The organism is Streptomyces griseus subsp. griseus (assembly GCF_000720255.1).
Taxonomy (GTDB): domain Bacteria; phylum Actinomycetota; class Actinomycetes; order Streptomycetales; family Streptomycetaceae; genus Streptomyces; species Streptomyces griseus_I.
Window position 1 is genome coordinate 395,971 of sequence record NZ_JOJE01000001.1, and the last position, 17,203, is coordinate 413,173.

13 protein-coding genes are annotated in these 17,203 nt (G+C 71.7%); 4 read left to right on the plus strand and 9 right to left on the minus strand.

Annotated elements, in window-relative coordinates:
* Positions 1-35: 35 nt before the first annotated feature.
* From murD to rsmH, 7 genes are all read right to left on the minus strand, one after another.
* Complete coding sequence (gene murD / locus IG99_RS01800; RefSeq protein ID WP_037668865.1) at positions 36-1,460, minus strand: UDP-N-acetylmuramoyl-L-alanine--D-glutamate ligase; 1,425 nt, start codon at positions 1,458-1,460, stop codon at positions 36-38.
* Positions 1,442-2,515, minus strand: coding sequence for a phospho-N-acetylmuramoyl-pentapeptide-transferase (gene mraY, locus IG99_RS01805; RefSeq protein ID WP_037668867.1), 1,074 nt, complete (start codon positions 2,513-2,515; stop codon positions 1,442-1,444). Before mraY ends, murD begins: the two co-directional genes overlap by 19 nt.
* A complete protein-coding gene (locus IG99_RS01810) occupies positions 2,512-3,927 on the minus strand; it encodes a UDP-N-acetylmuramoyl-tripeptide--D-alanyl-D-alanine ligase (RefSeq protein ID WP_037668868.1) in 1,416 nt (471 codons plus the stop codon). Before IG99_RS01810 ends, mraY begins: the two co-directional genes overlap by 4 nt.
* A gap of 4 nt (positions 3,928-3,931) precedes the next feature.
* Positions 3,932-5,602, minus strand: coding sequence for a UDP-N-acetylmuramoyl-L-alanyl-D-glutamate--2,6-diaminopimelate ligase (locus IG99_RS01815; RefSeq protein ID WP_037668869.1), 1,671 nt, complete (start codon positions 5,600-5,602; stop codon positions 3,932-3,934).
* A gap of 26 nt (positions 5,603-5,628) precedes the next feature.
* The gene (locus IG99_RS01820) at positions 5,629-7,578 is read right to left on the minus strand and encodes a peptidoglycan D,D-transpeptidase FtsI family protein (RefSeq protein ID WP_324606124.1); all 1,950 of its coding nucleotides are present in this window, start codon (positions 7,576-7,578) and stop codon (positions 5,629-5,631) included.
* A gap of 181 nt (positions 7,579-7,759) precedes the next feature.
* Positions 7,760-8,248, minus strand: coding sequence for a cell division protein FtsL (ftsL, locus tag IG99_RS01825; RefSeq protein WP_037668873.1), 489 nt, complete (start codon positions 8,246-8,248; stop codon positions 7,760-7,762).
* 63 nt (positions 8,249-8,311) lie between these two features.
* Positions 8,312-9,268 (minus strand): 16S rRNA (cytosine(1402)-N(4))-methyltransferase RsmH, encoded by a 957-nt coding sequence (gene rsmH / locus IG99_RS01830; RefSeq protein ID WP_078947484.1) that lies wholly within the window; start codon positions 9,266-9,268, stop codon positions 8,312-8,314.
* A 282-nt stretch (positions 9,269-9,550) separates the two neighbouring features.
* Here rsmH and IG99_RS01835 point away from each other — a divergent pair, with 282 nt between their 5' ends.
* From IG99_RS01835 to IG99_RS01850, 4 genes are all read left to right on the plus strand, one after another.
* Positions 9,551-10,159 (plus strand): beta-class carbonic anhydrase, encoded by a 609-nt coding sequence (locus IG99_RS01835; protein WP_199815435.1) that lies wholly within the window; start codon positions 9,551-9,553, stop codon positions 10,157-10,159.
* Between the two features lie 235 nt (positions 10,160-10,394).
* Complete coding sequence (locus tag IG99_RS01840; protein ID WP_037668882.1) at positions 10,395-11,429, plus strand: AAA family ATPase; 1,035 nt, start codon at positions 10,395-10,397, stop codon at positions 11,427-11,429.
* Positions 11,429-12,790, plus strand: coding sequence for a DUF58 domain-containing protein (locus IG99_RS01845; protein WP_037668885.1), 1,362 nt, complete (start codon positions 11,429-11,431; stop codon positions 12,788-12,790). Before IG99_RS01840 ends, IG99_RS01845 begins: the two co-directional genes overlap by 1 nt.
* On the plus strand, positions 12,787-15,291 hold the full coding sequence (locus IG99_RS01850) for a transglutaminase TgpA family protein (protein ID WP_037668886.1): 2,505 nt from the start codon (positions 12,787-12,789) through the stop codon (positions 15,289-15,291). The genes IG99_RS01845 and IG99_RS01850 overlap by 4 nt, the downstream gene beginning before the upstream one ends.
* A 263-nt stretch (positions 15,292-15,554) precedes the next feature.
* Here IG99_RS01850 and IG99_RS01855 read toward each other — a convergent pair whose 3' ends face one another.
* Positions 15,555-15,944, minus strand: coding sequence for a DUF3040 domain-containing protein (locus IG99_RS01855; protein WP_037668887.1), 390 nt, complete (start codon positions 15,942-15,944; stop codon positions 15,555-15,557).
* A 277-nt stretch (positions 15,945-16,221) separates the two neighbouring features.
* On the minus strand, positions 16,222-16,992 hold the full coding sequence (locus IG99_RS01860; protein ID WP_037668888.1) for a methyltransferase: 771 nt from the start codon (positions 16,990-16,992) through the stop codon (positions 16,222-16,224).
* Positions 16,993-17,203: the final 211 nt, after the last annotated feature.

Sequence of the window (17,203 nt, forward strand, 5' to 3'; positions counted from 1 at the left end):
GGTCCCGATGCACCCGTCGTGGCGTAGACCCGCCGTCAGGTGCCCGCGCCGAGTTCGCGAACGGCCTCCGCGAACGCGTCACCGCGCTTGTTGTAGTTGGCGAACATGTCCATGGAGGCGCAGGCGGGGGCGAGAAGCACCGTGTCGCCCGCGACCGCGAGCCGCTGCGCCTCCTGGACGGCCTGGAGCATCGCCCCAGTGTCGGTCCGGTCGAGGTCGACGACGGGTACTTCGGGGGCGTGTCGCGCCAGGGCTTCCCGGATGAGCGCACGGTCGGCGCCGATGAGGACGACCCCGCGCAGCCGCTTCGCCGACTTGGCGACCAGCTCGTCGAATGTCGCGCCCTTGGCGAGTCCGCCCGCGATCCACACGATCGACTCGTAGGCCGCCAACGAGGCCTCCGCCGCGTGCGTGTTGGTGGCCTTGGAGTCGTCGACGTAGGCGACACCGTCCACGTCGGCCACGTGCGCGATGCGGTGGGCGTCCGGGGTGAAGGCCCGCAGGCCGTCCCGTACGGCCTTGGCGGGCACTCCGAAGGCCCGGGCGAGGGCCGCGGCGGCGAGGGCGTTGGCGATGTTGTGCGGGGCGGGCGGGTTGATGTCGGAGACCTCGGCGAGCTCCTGGGCGTTCTTCTGCCGGCTCTCGACGAAGGCGCGGTCGACCAGGAGGCCCTCCACGACGCCGAGTTGGGAGGGGCCCGGGGTGCCGAGGGTGAAACCGACGGCCCGGCAGCCCTCCTCGACGTCCGCCTCGCGCACCAGGTCCTCGGTGGCCTTGTCGGCCACGTTGTAGACGCAGGCGACCCGATTGCCCTCGTAGATACGGCCCTTGTCCTTGGCGTAAGCCTCCATGGAGCCGTGCCAGTCGAGGTGGTCCGGGGCGAGGTTGAGGACGGCGGCGGAGTGGGCGCGCAGGGAGGGTGCCCAGTGCAGCTGGTAGCTGGAGAGCTCCACGGCCAGGACGTCGTACTGCTCCTCGCCGAGGACCGCGTCGAGCAGGGAGACGCCGATGTTGCCGACGGCGGCCGTGCGCAGGCCCGCCGCCTTCAGGATGGAGGCGAGCATCTGGACGGTCGTGGTCTTGCCGTTGGTGCCGGTGACGGCCAGCCAGGGCGCGGCGTCCGGGCCGCGCAGCCGCCAGGCCAGCTCGACGTCGCCCCAGACCGGCACGCCGGCCTCGCGGGCCGCCGTGAACAGCGGCTTGTCCGGCTTCCAGCCGGGCGCGGTGACGATCAGGTCGGTGCCCTCGGGCAGGGTCGCCCCGTCGCCGAGGCGCACGGTGATGCCGAGCGCCTGGAGTTCGGCGGCCTGCTCACGCGCGCGTGTGTCGTCGCCGTCGTTGACGACGGTGACCTTCGCGCCGAGCCCGTGCAGCACCTTGGCCGCCGGGATCCCGGAGACGCCGAGCCCGGCGACGGTGACGTTCTTCCCCTGCCAGTCGGTCACTTGTCCGCTGCCCATCCCGCGTAGAAGAGGCCCAGTCCGACGATCACACAGATGCCCTGGATGATCCAGAAGCGGACCACCACAAGGACTTCGGACCAGCCCTTGAGTTCGAAGTGATGCTGAAGTGGCGCCATGCGGAAGACCCGCTTGCCGGTCAGGCGGAAGGAGCCGACCTGGATGACCACCGACATGGTGATGAGCACGAACAGGCCGCCGAGCAGCGCGAGCAGCAGCTCGGTGCGGGAGCAGATCGCGAGGCCGGCGAGCACACCGCCGAGCGCCAGCGAACCGGTGTCACCCATGAAGATCTTGGCCGGCGAGGTGTTCCACCACAGGAAGCCCAGGCAGGCGCCCATCAGCGCGGCGGAGACCACGGCGAGGTCGAGCGGGTCGCGCACTTCGTAACAGGCGTTCGGGTTGGTCAGCGTCTCGCCGTTGGCGCAGGACTCCTGGTACTGCCAGACGCCGATGAAGGTGTAGGCACCGAAGACCAGGACGGACGCGCCGGTGGCGAGGCCGTCGAGACCGTCGGTGAGGTTCACGCCGTTCGACATCGCGAGGATCATGAACAGCGCCCAGACCACGAACAGCACCGGGCCGATGGTCCAGCCGAAGTCCGTGATGAACGACAGCTTCGTCGACGCCGGGGTGTTGCCGCGCGCGTCCGCGAACTGCAGTGAGAGCACGGCGAACGCGATACCGCCGAGCAGCTGGCCGGCCATCTTCGCCTTGGCCCGCAGACCCAGCGAACGCCGCTTCACGATCTTGATGTAGTCGTCGAGGAAGCCGACCAGACCCATGCCGAACATCAGGCCGAGCACCAGCAGACCCGAGTAGGTCGGCGGCTTGCCCGTGATGAGCTTCGACAGGAAGTACGCGGCGATCGTCGCCATGATGAAGGCGATACCGCCCATCGTCGGCGTACCGCGCTTGCTGGCGTGCTCGCGCGGGCCGTCGTCGCGGATGTACTGGCCGTACCCCTTGCGCGCGAGCAGCTTGATCAGCAGCGGGGTGCCGACCAGGGTCAGGAACAGACCAATGACTCCTGCGAACAGGATCTGCTTCATCATCGGGCGGCAACCTCACCCTCGGTACCGGTCTCGACGAGCGCCTGCGCCACGCTCTCGAGCCCGACCGAACGGGACGCCTTCACGAGGACGACGTCTCCCGTGCGCAACTCGCTGCGCAACAGGTCGATCGCCGCCTGTGCGTCGGACACGTGCACCGACTCCTCACCCCACGAACCCTCGTTATATGCGCCCAGTTGCAGCCAGGAGGCTTCGATCCCCCCGACCGCGACGAGCTTGCTGACGTTGAGTCGGACGGCGAGCCGTCCGACCGCGTCGTGCTCGGCGAGCGCCTCGTCCCCGAGCTCGGCCATCTTGCCGAGCACCGCCCAGGTCCGCCGCCCCTGGCCCATGGCCGCGAGCGCGCGCAGAGCGGCCCGCATGGACTCGGGGTTGGCGTTGTAGGCGTCGTTGACGATGGTCACGCCGTCCGGGCGCTCGGTGACCTCCATCCGCCAGCGGGAGAGGGAGCCCGCCTCGGAGAGCGCGGTGGCGATCTCTTCCGCGGACATGCCCAGCTCATGGGCGACGGCGGCCGCGGCGAGCGCGTTCGACACGTGGTGCTCACCGTACAGGCGCATGGTCACATCGCTGCACCCGGAGGGTGTGTGAAGGCTGAACGCGGGCTGTCCAGTGTCCGTGAGTCGCACGTTCTCGGCGCGTACGTCCGCTTCGTCGGACTCTCCGAAAAGGACCACCTTCGCCTTCGTACGGGAGGCCATGGCCCGGACCAACGGGTCGTCGGCGTTGAGGATCGCGGCGCCGCCCTCCTCCGCCGGCGGAAGGGCCTCGACGAGTTCGCCCTTCGCCTGTGCGATCTGCTCGCGGCCGCCGAACTCACCGATGTGGGCGGTTCCGACGTTGAGGACGAGGCCGATCTTCGGGGGCGTGAGTTCGGCGAGATAGCGGATGTGGCCGATGCCGCGCGCGCCCATCTCCAGGACCAGGAACCGTGTCTCCTCGGTGGCGCTGAGGGCGGTCAGGGGCAGCCCGATCTCGTTGTTGAGGGAGCCGGGCGTCCACACCGTCGGGGCCTTGCGCTGGAGCACCTGCGCGATGAGGTCCTTGGTGCTGGTCTTGCCCGCCGAGCCGGTGAGGGCCACCAGGGTCGTGCCGAGGCGGGCCACGACGTGCCGGGCGAGGGCGCCGAGGGCCGTCTGGACGTCGTCGACGACGATCGCGGGCACGCCGACGGGGCGCGACGCCAGAACGGCTGCCGCGCCCGCCTCGACCACTGCCGGTGCGTAGTCGTGGCCGTCGACCCGCTCGCCGACGAAGGCGGCGAACAGGCTGCCGGGCACCACCTCACGGGAGTCCCGGACCACCGGCCCGGTGACCTGCACCGACGAATCCGGTATGTCGTGTGTCTGCCCGCCGACGGCTGCTGCGATCTCGGCGAGGGAGAGGGCGATCACAAGTTCATCCCTGGGTCTTCTGGATAGCTTCGCGAAGCACCTGGCGGTCGTCGAAGGGACGCACCACCCCGGCGATGTCCTGGCCCTGCTCGTGGCCCTTGCCCGCGATCAGCACGGTGTCCCCGGGCTGCGCGCGGCCGACGACGGCTTCGATCGCCGCGGCGCGGTCCTCGAACAGCAGCACCTCGCCACGCTCGTGCGAGGGCACGGACGCGGCGCCCTCGAGCATGGTGGCGAGGATCGCCAGCGGGTCCTCGGAGCGGGGATTGTCGGAGGTCAGTACGGCCGTGTCGGCGAGGCGGGCCGCGGCGGCGCCCATCGGGCCGCGCTTGGTGCGGTCCCGGTCGCCGCCGCAGCCGACCACGATGTGCACCCGGCCCTTGGTGACCTTGCGCAGGGCCCGCAGCACCGACTCGACGGCGTCCGTCTTGTGGGCGTAGTCGACGACCGCGAGGTAGGGCTGCCCGACGTCCACGCGCTCCAGGCGCCCCGGCACACCCGGCACGGCGGCGACGCCGTCGGCGGCGGTCTGCGGGTCGAACCCGGCGCAGGCGAGGGCGACGACGGCGGCGAGGCTGTTGGCGACGTTGAACGGGCCCGCCAGCGGCGACTTGGCGGAAACGCGCCGGCCGTCGGGGCCGACGATCGTGAACGTCGAGTCCAGCGGGCCCACCTCGACGTCCTCGGCGCGCCAGTCGGCGTCGGGGTGGCCCTCGGCCGAGTAGGTGACCACCGGGACGGTGGCCTCCCGCACCAGCCGCCGGCCGTAGTCGTCGTCGAAGTTGACCACGCCGAGTTTGCTGCGTTCGGGCGTGAACAGCTGTGCCTTGGCCTGGAAGTAGTCCTCCATGCCGGAGTGGAACTCCATGTGCTCCGGGCTGAGGTTGTTGAAGACGGCGATGTCGAAGACGCAGCCGTCGACCCGGCCGAGGACCAGAGCGTGGCTGGAGACCTCCATGGCGACCGCCTCGACGCCGCGCTCCCGCATGACCGCGAACAGGGCCTGCAGGTCGGTGGCTTCGGGGGTGGTGCGCTCGGACTTGATGCGCTCGTCGCCGACGCGCATCTCGACCGTGCCGATGAGGCCGGTGGCCCGTTCGGCCGCCCGCAGGCCGCCCTCGACGAGGTAGGCGGTGGTGGTCTTGCCCGAGGTTCCGGTGATGCCGATCTGGAGCAGGTCGCGGCCCGGGTGACCGTAGATCGTGGCGGCCAGCTCGCCCATCCGCGCGCGCGGGTCGTCGACGACCAGGACCGGCAGGCCGGTGGCCGCGGCGCGTTCGGCGCCCGTCGGGTCGGTGAGCACGGCGACCGCGCCGAGGCCCGCGGCCTGGGTCACGAAGTCTGCGCCGTGCAGGCGGGCGCCCGGCAGGGCGGCGTACAGGTCGCCGGGGCGGACGGCGCGCGAGTCATGGGTGATGCCCGTGACCTCGGCGGCGCTCCCCGGCTGCTCGGCACCCAGCTGATCGGCGAGCTCCGCGAGGGGTGCGGCGGAGACCCGGACCGGCCTGGGCGGTCCCGGATATGTCACGGGGTGGCCCTTCTGGGTGGTTTGGGACTGATCAGCGTGTGGCACGGCGGTGAGCGTACCGGGCGTACCCGCTCCGGAGCGAAGCGAGGGCGTGGGCGAGGGGGCGGACGGAGTGCGGTCCCCGGGATCGGGAGTGATCATGGTCACGGAGCGTTCCTGGCTGGTTGCGCTGATCAGGGTCGGTAGGAGACGGGCAGCTTGGCGGCCTTCGCACCGGTGGGCGGGATCTGGAGCGTCTTGAGCGCGAACTCCATCACCTGCTTGTAGACGGGGCCACAGATCTGGCCACCGAAGTAGCTGCCCGTGGTCGCGTTCTGGATGGCGCAGTAGACGGTGATGCGGGGCTTGTCGGCGGGGGCGAAGCCGGCGAAGGACGAGGTGTAGCCGTGGTACTTGCCGGTGGCCGGATCCACGCGGTTCGCCGTACCGGTCTTGCCCGCCACCCGATAGCCGGGGATGCGCGCCTTGGTTCCCGTTCCTTCCTCGTCGTCCACCACCGACTCCAGCATCTGGGCGAGCGTCTTCGCCGTCTTCGCGCTGACGACCCTTGTCTTCTTCGGCTTCGCGGCGGGATCGAAACGTCCGTCGGGTCCCTTCGTGCCGCGCACCAGCGTCGGTTCGACGCGTACGCCGCCGTTGGCGATCGTCGAGTAGACCGACGCCGCCTGCATCGCGTTGATGGACACACCCTGGCCGAAAGGAATCGTGTACTGCTGCGAGGTCGACCACTTGTCCGCCGGCGCGAGGATGCCCTTGGTCTCGCCGGGGAAGTCGAGTCCGGTGTAGCCGCCGATGCCGAACTTGCGCAGGTAGGAGTAGAGGACCTGGTTGGCCTGCTTCTGCGTCTTGCCGAGCTGGCCGGTCGCCAGGATGGTGCCGATGTTGCTGGACTTGGCGAGCACGCCGTTGAGCGTGAGGTACCAGGTCGGGTGGTCGATGTCGTCCTTGAAGAGCCGGTCGCCGCGGTGCAGCCGGTTGGGCACGACGACGTGGGTCAGCGGTGTCGCGGCGTCCTCCTCCAGCACGGCGGCCATCGACATGACCTTGGCGGTGGAGCCGGGCTCGTAGGCGTCCTGGAGCGCCGCGTTGCCCATGGCGGCCGAGTTGGCCTGGGAGAGGTCGTTGGGGTCGAAGCCGGGCGAGTTCGCCATGGCGAGGACCTCGCCGGTCCGGGTGTCCTGGACGACCACGTAGCCGCGGTCGGCCTTGGACTCCTTCACCTGGTCCGTGATGGCGTTCTGCGCGGCCCACTGGATGTCGCGGTCGATGGTGAGCTCGACGTCGGACCCGGGCACGGCGGGCGTCTCGGTGGAGCCCGCGGTGGGCACCTGGCGGCCGCCGGACTGGGCGTAGCGGATCTTGCCGTCCTTGCCGGCCAGCAGCCCGTTCAGCTGCTGTTCGACACCGCCGCCGCCCTTGCCCTCGTCGTTGACCCAGCCCAGTATCCCGGCGGCCAGGTCGCCGTTGGGGTAGACGCGTTTGCTGCTGGAGACGGAGAAGACGCCCGCGAGGACGTTCACGGTGGAGGGGTCGGTCTTGCCCTTGGCGACCAGTGCGGTGCGCAGGTCCTTGATCTGCTTCCAGACCTGCGGGGTCTGACGACGGGCCAGCATGACGTACTGGCCCTTCGTCTTCAGCTTCTTGGTCAGCGTCTCCTGGTCCTGGCCGAGGATCGGCGCCAGCAGGGCGGCCGCCTGCTCCGGCCCGTCGCCGACCTTGAGCTGCTTGCTCGTGAACATCGTGGGGTCGGCCGTGATGTCGTAGGCGTCGACGCTGGTGGCCAGCGCCACGCCGGAGCGGTCGGTGATCCCGCCGCGCTCGGCGGCCAGGACGTAGCCGACGTAGCGGTTGCGCTCGGCCTTGGCCGCGTACGTGCTCGCGTCGACCGCCTGGACCTGCAGCAGCCGTACGACGAAGGCGACCATCACCAGGGTCAGCGCCAGACCGACCAGGCGCAGCCGGGGGCGGGGACTGCCGAGCCGGATGAGGCGGGGGGCACCGGAGCGGGGCCGGCCCGGGCGGCGGGCCGGGCGGGCCCCGGGCCCGGGGCGCCGCTGGTTGCCGGGGCGGGCAGGCCGGGCGGGGCCGGGCACACGGCGGCGCGGCGGTTCCCTGTCGGACACTTCCGTCACCTGCCGGGGGTCGTGGTGGGCGGGGAGGGCGGGGCCGGCAAGCCCGGCGCGAGAGCCACGGCCACAGCCGGAGCCTTCACAGCGGACACGCCCGCGAACATGCGCCTGGCCACAGAGGCCACGGCGGAACACGACACGTGACCGCGCGGCGGTTCCCTGTCGGACACTTCCGTCACCTGCCGGGGGTCGTGGTGGGCGGGGAGGGCTGGGCCGTGGTGGAGGCGGCCGCGGTCAGCGCCTCGGGGGCGAGGACCAGCGGGGCGCTCATGGACGTCCGGGCACCGCCGGCGGCGGGGGCGGGGCTGGGGACGCCCTTGACGGTGCCGTCGGGGTCGAGGAACGCGGGGTCGCCGCCGGGCAGCATGCCGAGCTCGCGGGCGCGCCGCTGGAGGGCCTCGGGGGCGGAGTAGGCGTCGATGTCCCGCTGGAGTGCCTGTTCCTCGTCGGTGAGGTTCTTGGTGTCCTGCTGGAGGTCGTCCATCTTGAACGCGCCCTCGCTGAGCGCGGAGTTCAGCATCAGCAGCCCGATGAGGCCGCCGCCGAGGAGGAGGACGACGAGGAGGACGAAGGGCGTGCGGGCCGCCTGTCCGGGGCCCGTGGCCCCGGGGAAGAGCCGTGCGAGGCGGGCAGCTCTCCCCCTCAGTTCGGGTTTCCTACTCACCCGCCCTCCCTCGAGTTCGAGTTTCCCACCCGGCCGCCCGCCCCTTGGCCTGCGTCACGCTCGTCACTCGATGGACTCCCTGATGCGCTGGGCCCCGCGCAGCCGCGCGGGGGCCGCCCGCCGGTTCTCGGCGACCTCTTCCTCGGTGGGAAGTTCGGCACCGCGCGTGAGCAGCTTGAGCCGGGGCTGGTAGCGCTCGGGGACGACCGGCAGTCCGGGCGGGGCGGTGGAGGCGGCGCCGGCCGCGAAGACCTGCTTCACCAGGCGGTCCTCGAGCGAGTGGTACGACAGGACGGCGATCCGCCCGCCCACGTCGAGCGCCTTCACGGCGGCCGGGATCGCGCGCTCCAGGACGGTCAGCTCGCCGTTGACCTCGATGCGCAGCGCCTGGAAGGTGCGCTTGGCCGGGTTGCCGCCGGTGCGCTTGACGGCCTGCGGGAGCGCGTCCCGGATCAGCTCGACGAGCCGTGCGCTGTTGCTGAACGGCTCCTTCTCGCGCTCGCGCACGACGGCGGCCACGATCCGCTTGGCCTGCTTCTCCTCGCCGTAGGCGCGCAGGATCCGCACGAGTTCGCCTGGCGGGTAGGTGTTGAGGACCTCGGCCGCGCTGACACCGGCCGTCTGGTCCATCCGCATGTCGAGGGGAGCGTCCTGGGCGTAGGCGAAGCCGCGGTCGGCCTCGTCGAGTTGCATGGAGGAGACGCCGAGGTCGAACAGGACACCCTGCACGCGCGCGATGCCGAGCCGGTCGAGTACGTCGGGCAGCTCGTCGTAGACCGCGTGCACGAGCGTGGCGCGCTCCCCGTGGGGCGCCAGGCGCTCGCCGGACAGGCGCAGCGCCTCCTTGTCGCGGTCGAGGGCGACGAGCCGGGCCTCCGGGAAGCTCTCCAGCAGCGCCTCGCTGTGGCCGCCGAGGCCCAGCGTGCAGTCGACGACCACCGCTCCCGGCTCCTGCAGCGCGGGTGCCAGCAGGTCCAGGCACCGCTGGAGCATCACCGGGACGTGTCGACTCTGGCTCAAGGGGCCCTCTCAGGTCCGGCACGGGCCGTACGCGAGGCCGAGCCGTACGTACGCGCCGCGCACGTGGGGAGATCTCCGGCGGGCTCGCCGGGTCCCGGGGAATTCAGTCCAGCAGGGAGAGCCTCGCCTCCCGCTTCGCGTCACTTTAGTGCACCGTGTCACACGGTCAATCAACCGGCCCGCGCGTGGCGGACGGACCCGAGCACCACGTGACGAACCGGTCGGAAACACCCGTGTGGGCGCGCTCTCGCCACCCTTGTGGATTACCTCACACAGGCCGTCATGACGGACTTTTTCCCCTCTCACAACAGGACCGGAACGCCTGTGACCAGTACCGTCATGCTTATGACGACCTCCGCATCCGTTCCCACCACGTCCGAAGGCGCCATAACGACCGGCACCGTCACCGACCGTCTCGTCGAGGCGAACGAACGGTACGCCGCCGCGTTCACCGACCCCGGCATGGACGCCCGCCCCGTCCTCCGTGTCGCGGTCGTGGCCTGCATGGACGCCCGTATCGACCTGCACGCCGCGTTGGGCCTCGAACTCGGTGACTGCCACACCATCCGCAACGCGGGCGGAGTGGTCACCGACGACGTGATCCGCTCGCTCACCATCAGCCAGCGCAAGCTCGGCACCCGCAGCGTGGTCCTGATCCACCACACCGGCTGCGGCCTGGAGGCGATCACCGAGGACTTCCGCACGGAGCTGGAGATGGAGGTGGGCCAGCGCCCCGCGTGGGCGGTGGAGGCCTTCCGGGACGTCGACCAGGACGTGCGGCAGTCGATGCAGCGGGTGCGCACCTCGCCGTTCATGCTGCACACCGACGACGTGCGCGGCTTCGTCTTCGACGTGAGGACGGGCATGTTGCGCGAGGTCGACCCGGCGTAACCGTTCCACGTCACGCTCGTTTCCCGGCAACCTCCCGCCCCTCGCCCCGCATAAGGCGTTAAGACCGACATATCGCGGGCAGTTGTCCACAGGCGAGTGACACGAATCGGTAACGGCAGCAAGAATGCCGGTGTGACACCACTGAGTTTTTCTCGGCTGGTGTCCGTGATTCGGGGTGGGCCGGTCCGCAGAGCAAGGCGTCGGCCCGGAGAAAGAACGGGCCGAGGAGGGCCGGGTGACGACCTATGACGAGCGTGCGAGCCTTACAGATCTGACTGCCACCGTGGAGCGGGTCCGCAGTTCTGTGGAGCAGGTGATCGAGGGCAAGCCCGAGGTCGTACGGCTTTCGCTGACCGTGCTGCTCGCCGAGGGACATCTTCTGATCGAGGATGTCCCCGGCGTGGGCAAGACGATGCTCGCGAAGGCGCTGGCGCGGTCCATCGACTGCTCTGTGCGCCGGATCCAATTCACGCCCGACCTGCTCCCGTCGGACATCACGGGTGTGTCGATCTGGGACCAGCAGCGCCGGGACTTCGAGTTCAAGCCGGGCGCGATCTTCGCGCAGATCGTGATCGGCGACGAGATCAACCGGGCTTCGCCCAAGACACAGTCGGCGCTCCTGGAGTCCCTGGAGGAGCGCCAGGTCACCATCGACGGGGAGACCTACGAACTGCCCAGTCCGTTCATGGTGGTGGCCACGCAGAACCCCGTGGAGATGGAGGGTACCTACCCGCTGCCGGAGGCCCAGCGCGACCGCTTCATGGCGCGCGTCTCCATCGGGTACCCGAGCGCGGAGGCCGAGCTGCAGATGCTCGACGTCCACGGCGGCATCAGCCCCCTGGACGACCTCCAGCCGGTGGCGCACGCGCACGAGATCCAGAAACTGATCGACGCCGTCCGCGGCGTCCACGTGGCCGACGCGGTCCGGCGGTACGCGGTGGACCTGGTGGCCGCCACCCGCACCCATCCGGACCTCAGACTCGGCGCCTCGCCGCGCGCCACGTTGCACCTGCTGCGTGCGGCGAAGGCCTCCGCCGCCCTCACCGGCCGTGACTACGCGCTTCCGGACGATCTGCAAGCGCTTGCTGTCCCGGTTCTGGCGCACCGTCTGCTGCCCACCGCGCAGGCCCAGCTCAACCGCCGTACGGCCGAACAGGTCGTCCATGAGATCCTCCAGCAGACCCCCGTCCCCGCGGCCCCCCAGCAGCAGGGCTACGGCGGCCTGGGCACCGGTGCGCAGGCCTACGGCCGGCCGCCGCGGAGGCTGTGATGACCTCCGGCAGTACGGGGCAGGCGGAACCCGGCCGGGGGGAGAAGGGCGGTGTCCGCACGGCTCTGGCCGGCCTCACCACCCGCGGACGCTCCTTCCTGGCCGCCGGGGTCGCCGCCGCGATCTGCGCCTACGTCCTCGGCCAGGCCGACCTGCTCCGCGTCGGCCTGCTGCTCGCCGTGCTGCCCCTGGTCTGCGCGGCCGTCCTCTACCGCACCCGCTACCGGGTCGCCGGCAGCCGTCGGCTCTCCCCCGCGCGCGTCCCCGCGGGCAGCGAGGCCCGGGTCCACCTGCGGATGGACAACGTCTCCCGGCTGCCCACCGGCCTGCTGATGCTCCAGGACCGGGTGCCGTACGTCCTCGGCCCGCGCCCCCGCTTCGTCCTCGACCGGGTCGAGGCGGGCGGCCGCCGGGAGGTGTCCTACCGGGTCCGCTCCGACCTGCGCGGCCGCTACCCGCTGGGCCCGCTGCAACTGCGCCTGAACGACCCGTTCGGCCTGTGCGAGCTGACCCGCTCGTTCGCCACGTACGACACCCTGACGGTGATCCCGCGCGTGGAGGCGCTGACGCCGGTGCGCTTCGGCGGTGAGGCCAAGGGCTACGGCGACGGGCGGCAGCGCTCGCTCGCCCTGGCCGGCGACGACGACGTGATCCCGCGTGAGTACCGCCACGGCGACGACCTGCGCCGCGTGCACTGGCGCTCCACGGCGCGCTACGGCGAGCTGATGGTGCGCCGCGAGGAACAGCCGCAGCGCTCCCGCTGCACGGTGCTCCTCGACACCCGGGGCGTCGCCTTCCAGGGCGCCGGCCCCGACTCCGCCTTCGAGTGGGCGGTCGCGGGCGCCGCGTCCGTGCTGGTGCACATGCTGGAGCGGGGCTTCTCGGTACGGCTGCTCACCGACACCGGTGACTCGGTGCCCGGTGAGGGCGCCGACGGCTTCGCCGGCGCGAACCAGGAGTCGGCCGACGCGGCCGGCCTGATGATGGACACCCTCGCCGTGATCGACCACTCGGACGGCACCGGCCTGTCCCGCGCCTACGACGTCCTGCGCGGCGGCGGCGAGGGGTTGCTGGTGGCGTTCTTCGGCGACCTCGACGAGGAACAGGCCACGGTGGCGGCCAAGATGCGTCAGCGCAGCGGCGGTGCCCTCGCCCTCGTGCTGGACAGCGACACCTGGGTGCGTGAACCGAACGCCCCGGCCGGACCGATGGACAGGACGGAGGAGCGGCTGCGGATGCTGCGCGAGGCGGGCTGGACGGCCCTGAGCGTGCCGCGGGGCACTCCGCTGAACGATCTGTGGCGGCAGGCGGACCGAGAGCGTGCGGGCGTCGTGACGGCGAGTGGGGAGGCGGCTTCATGAGCGGGCGGGCACGACTGACGCTGTGCGCCTGGGCGGCCACCCTGATGGCCTCGTGCGCCCTGCTGCCCCTGGTCGACCCGATCACCTGGATCATGCAGGCGGCCGTCCTGCTCGGGATCCAGGCCGGGGTCGGCGCCGCCACCCGCCGCGTGCCGCTGGCCCGGCCGCTGACGGTGGCCGCGCAGGCCGTCGTCACACTGATGCTGCTGACCCTGACGTTCGCCCGGCAGCAGGCGCTCGCCGGGCTGATACCCGGCCCCGAGGCCTTCCGGCACCTCGCCGACCTGTTGCAGCAGGGCACGGACGACGTCGCGCGGTACGCGATCCCGGCGCCGCTGTCCGACGGCATCCGGCTGATGCTCATCGGCGGTGTACTGGTCATCGGCCTGCTGGTGGACACCCTCGCGGTGACCTTCCGCAGCGCCGCCCCGGCCGGTCTGCCGCTCCTCGCGCTGTACTCCGTCGCCGCGGGGCTGGCGGACGGCGCGGCCGACTGGCTGTGGTTCCTCGTAGCGGCGGGCGGATATCTGATGCTGCTGCTCGCCGAGGGGCGGGAGCGGCTCTCCCAGTGGGGCCGGGTCTTCGCCGGACCGGCGCGCCCCGGCGACGGCCGGCCCGGCCCGGTGGCGCCCGTGCGCACCGGGCGCCGCATCGGCGCGGTCGCGCTGGGCGTCGCCCTCGTGGTGCCTCTGATGCCGCTGCCCGCGATCGAAGGTGGCCTGCTGGACAGCGCCCGCACCGGCGTCGGGGTGGGGACGGGCGGCGGGGGCACCATCTCCGCGGTCAACCCGCTGGTGTCGCTGCGCGACAGCCTGAACGTGGACCAGGACCGCCAGGTGCTCTCCGTGCGGACCAGCACGTCCGACATCTCCGACCTCTATCTGCGGATCGTCTCGCTGGACGACTTTGACGGCACCACCTGGAAGCCGTCCAAGCGGCACATCGCCGCCGTGCCGGACGAACTGCCCACGCCCCCCGGGCTGGGGCCGGACGTCCGGCGCTCGAAGGTCCGCACCCAGATAGCGGCCGCCGACTGGTACGCGCAGGACTGGCTCCCGATGCCGTACCCGCCGAGCAGCGTGAAGATCAAGGGCAACTGGCGCTACGAGCCCGTCGGCATGACCCTCGTCGGCGACCACGGCCAGAAGACACGCGGCGCGACGTACGAGGTGACCAGCCTCGACGTGGAGCCGACGGCGGAGCAACTCGAGGCCGCGCCTGCGCCCCCGCAGACCTTGAAGAGCGAGTACACCAAGGTGCCGGGCTCGCTGCCCTCGGTGGTGGCCCGCACCGCCCGTGAGGTGACCAAGGGCTCGACGAACGACTACGAGCGCGCGGTCAAGCTCCAGGACTACTTCGCCGTGACCGGCGGCTTCACCTACGACACCGAGGTGCAGGTCGGCACCGGGCCAGACGCGATAGCCCGCTTTCTGCGGGACAAGCAGGGCTTCTGCGTCCACTTCTCCTTCGCGATGGCCGCGATGGCCCGCACGCTCGGCATACCGGCGCGGGTCGCCGTGGGCTTCGCGCCCGGCTCCCCGCAGGCGGACGGTTCCGTGTCGGTGGGCCTGAAAGACGCCCACGCCTGGCCCGAGTTGTACTTCGAAGGTGTGGGCTGGACCCGCTTCGAGCCGACCCCCAACCGCGGTACGACGCCGACGTACACGCTCCCGGACACCCCGGGCAGCACCGTCCCCGACCTGCCGCAGGCCTCGCGTCCGGCGGACGCGTCCCAGTCGGCGGCGCCGTCGGCGAGCTCCAGCTGCTCGGCCCAGCAGAAGAAGGTCGAGGGGTGCAGTGGCGCGTTGCCGCTTGACCCGACGCAGACGGACGACGCGGGCACGCCCTGGTACAAGATCCTGTGGTGGACGTTCCTGGGCGTCGCGGCGGTGGTCCTGCCGTTGCTGCCGATGCTGTGGCGCCTGAGAAGGCGCTCGGTGCGGCTGGCCTCGGCCCAGCACACGGCGTCCGCCACCGGGCCGGGCCGGGTGGGCGGCAAGGAACGCCGGGACGAGCAGTACACGGGTGAGATCTCGATGGAGGCGCCGCCCGGCGAGGTGGCATCGGGGCAGGTCACGCAGGTGGCCGTCGGGCACGTCCTGGCGGTCTGGCGCGAGCTCACCGACACGGCCTGGGACTACGGCATCCCGCCGGACGATGCCCTGACGCCGCGGAAGGCGGCGGCCCGGATCGTGCGGCTCGGAGAGCTCGACGAGCCGACGGCCACGTCGGTGCACCGGGTGGCCGGAGCCGTGGAGCAGGTACTGTTCGCGCCCCACCCACAGGCAGAGACGGGGCTGGCCGACGACGTGCGGCGGCTGCGGAGCGCACTGCGCGCCAAGGTCAGCTGGACCACGAGGCTGCGCGCCGTCGTGGCGCCCCGCTCGGCCGTGCGCGCCGTGTGGGACCTCTCCGACCGCTGGACGTCCTACAAGGCCCGCTGGGCCACCCGCTGGGCGAACCTGCTGCGCCGCCCCTCGGGGCAGCAGAGCGGCGGCTGAGTAAGGCGAGGCGCGGCCGACGGACGATACGGCGAGCGGCCCCACTCCGGGATTTCCCGGGGCGGGGGCCGCTCGGCGTGGCACCGAGCCCGAGCCGGTGTCGGTGGCTTCGGTGTCGGTGGTCTTGTCTTGGTGTCAGTGCTCTTGGTGTCAGTGCTCTTGGTGTCAGTGGTCTTGGTGCCGGTGCGTGCCAGAGGGGGTGACCACCTGGTGGTGGTCACCCCCTCACTGCGTCTGTGTGCAGGGAGCCGTGAGGCGGGCCGTTACTGGCCCTGCTCGTCTCGGCGGCGCTGCCAGCGCTGCTCGATGCGGTCCATCACGGAGCGCTTCGGGCGGCTCTGACGGCGGGCGTGCGGAGCGCCGGCAGGCTGTTCACCCGGCTTGGGAGCCTTGCGCCAGCCGGTCACGGCTAGCACGGCACAACCCAGCATGACCAGGAAGCCCACCACGCTGAGCCACACCTGCTTGGCGACCATGCCGGCCATGAGGAGCGCGATACCTACGAGGAAGCCCGCGACCGCCTGGTAGACCCGTCGCCGGGTGTACGTACGCAGCCCACTTCCCTCGAGCGCTGTCGCGAACTTGGGATCTTCGGCGTACAGCGCTCGCTCCATCTGCTCGAGCATGCGCTGCTCGTGCTCCGAGAGCGGCACGGAGTCCTCCTCATCGTGCAGTCGCCGGGGCGACCCGGGGGGTCCCTTCAGGATAGGCAGGGAATCGCCCCCGTGAAACCCGCCCCTCTACGCCAATTGGCCAACCGGAATCCGCCATGAACGTCCCGGCTCACTGAAGATTCCATTCCCCAGCAGCCGACCCGTCATGCCGGGTGGTCTCCCTCGATCATACGGCGCACAGCGCCCGAACGGGGGGCCTGTGGCGTACTCCATCCGCAGCCGAGGCGCTGATCAGCGCTACGCCACGGGAGGCGGCTCACGCCTCGGCGGCACCCCGCGTCTCACCGAGGACGTGGAGCTGCGTGGCCACGGAGTGGAACGCCGGGAGCTCGGCCGCGGCCTCCTCCAGCTTCAGCAGTGCCTCCAGGGCGCCGGGCTCGGTGTCCACGAGGACGCCGGGGACGAGGTCGGCGAAGACGCGCACACCGTGCACGGCGGCGACGGCCAGGCCCGCCCCCTCGACCAGCGCGGTGAGCTGGTCGGCGGTGAAGCGGCGGGGGACGGGGTCGCCCGTGCCCCAGCGGCCGTCGGGGTCGTCGAGGGCCTGCCTGGCCTCCTTGAAGTGACCGGCGAGGGCGCGCGCGAGCACGGCCCCGCCGAGACCGGAGGCGAGCAGGCTGAGGACGCCCTCGGAGCGCAGGGCGGCCACCACGTTGCCGATGCCCTCGGCCGGGTCGTCGACGTACTCCAGGACGCCATGGCACAGCACGACGTCGTACCGGCCGCGCTCGACCACCTCGAACAGGCCGTGGGCGTCGCCCTGGACGCCCTGCACACGGTCGGCGACGCCGGCCTCGGCGGCGCGGCGCTCCAGGGCGAACAGCGCGTTGGGGCTGGGGTCGACGACGGTGACCCGGTGGCCGAGGCGGGCGACGGGCACGGCGAAGTTGCCGCTGCCGCCCCCGGTGTCGAGGACGTCCAGCGACTCCCGGCCCGTGGCCTTGACCCGGCGGTCGATGGCCTCCTGGAGGACCTCCCAGACCACGGCGGTACGAAGGGCGGCGCGGGGTCGCATCGGGTCCGACACGGCAGTTGACTCCTCGGCGCGGCACCGCCTCTTGCGCGGCGGAGCGAACGGGCTGCCCTCCCCTCCCGGTCACACCGGCGAGGGGAGGCTTGGCTTCAGGCGCCCTCCACCCTATTGCCTCCGACGCCCGACCTGGTCACCCCCGCACCGCACACTCCCGAGCGTCTCGCACGACGGACCACGTCGCGATGCCCCACTGCCCCCAGGGCGG

Coding starts and splice junctions, on each gene's coding strand:
- murD (WP_037668865.1), bottom strand. CDS start 1,460: ATGGGCAGCGGACAAGTGACCGACTGGCAGGGGAAGAACGTCACCGTC.
- mraY (WP_037668867.1), bottom strand. CDS start 2,515: ATGATGAAGCAGATCCTGTTCGCAGGAGTCATTGGTCTGTTCCTGACC.
- IG99_RS01835 (WP_199815435.1), top strand. CDS start 9,551: ATGACGGACTTTTTCCCCTCTCACAACAGGACCGGAACGCCTGTGACC.
- IG99_RS01845 (WP_037668885.1), top strand. CDS start 11,429: ATGACCTCCGGCAGTACGGGGCAGGCGGAACCCGGCCGGGGGGAGAAG.
- IG99_RS01850 (WP_037668886.1), top strand. CDS start 12,787: ATGAGCGGGCGGGCACGACTGACGCTGTGCGCCTGGGCGGCCACCCTG.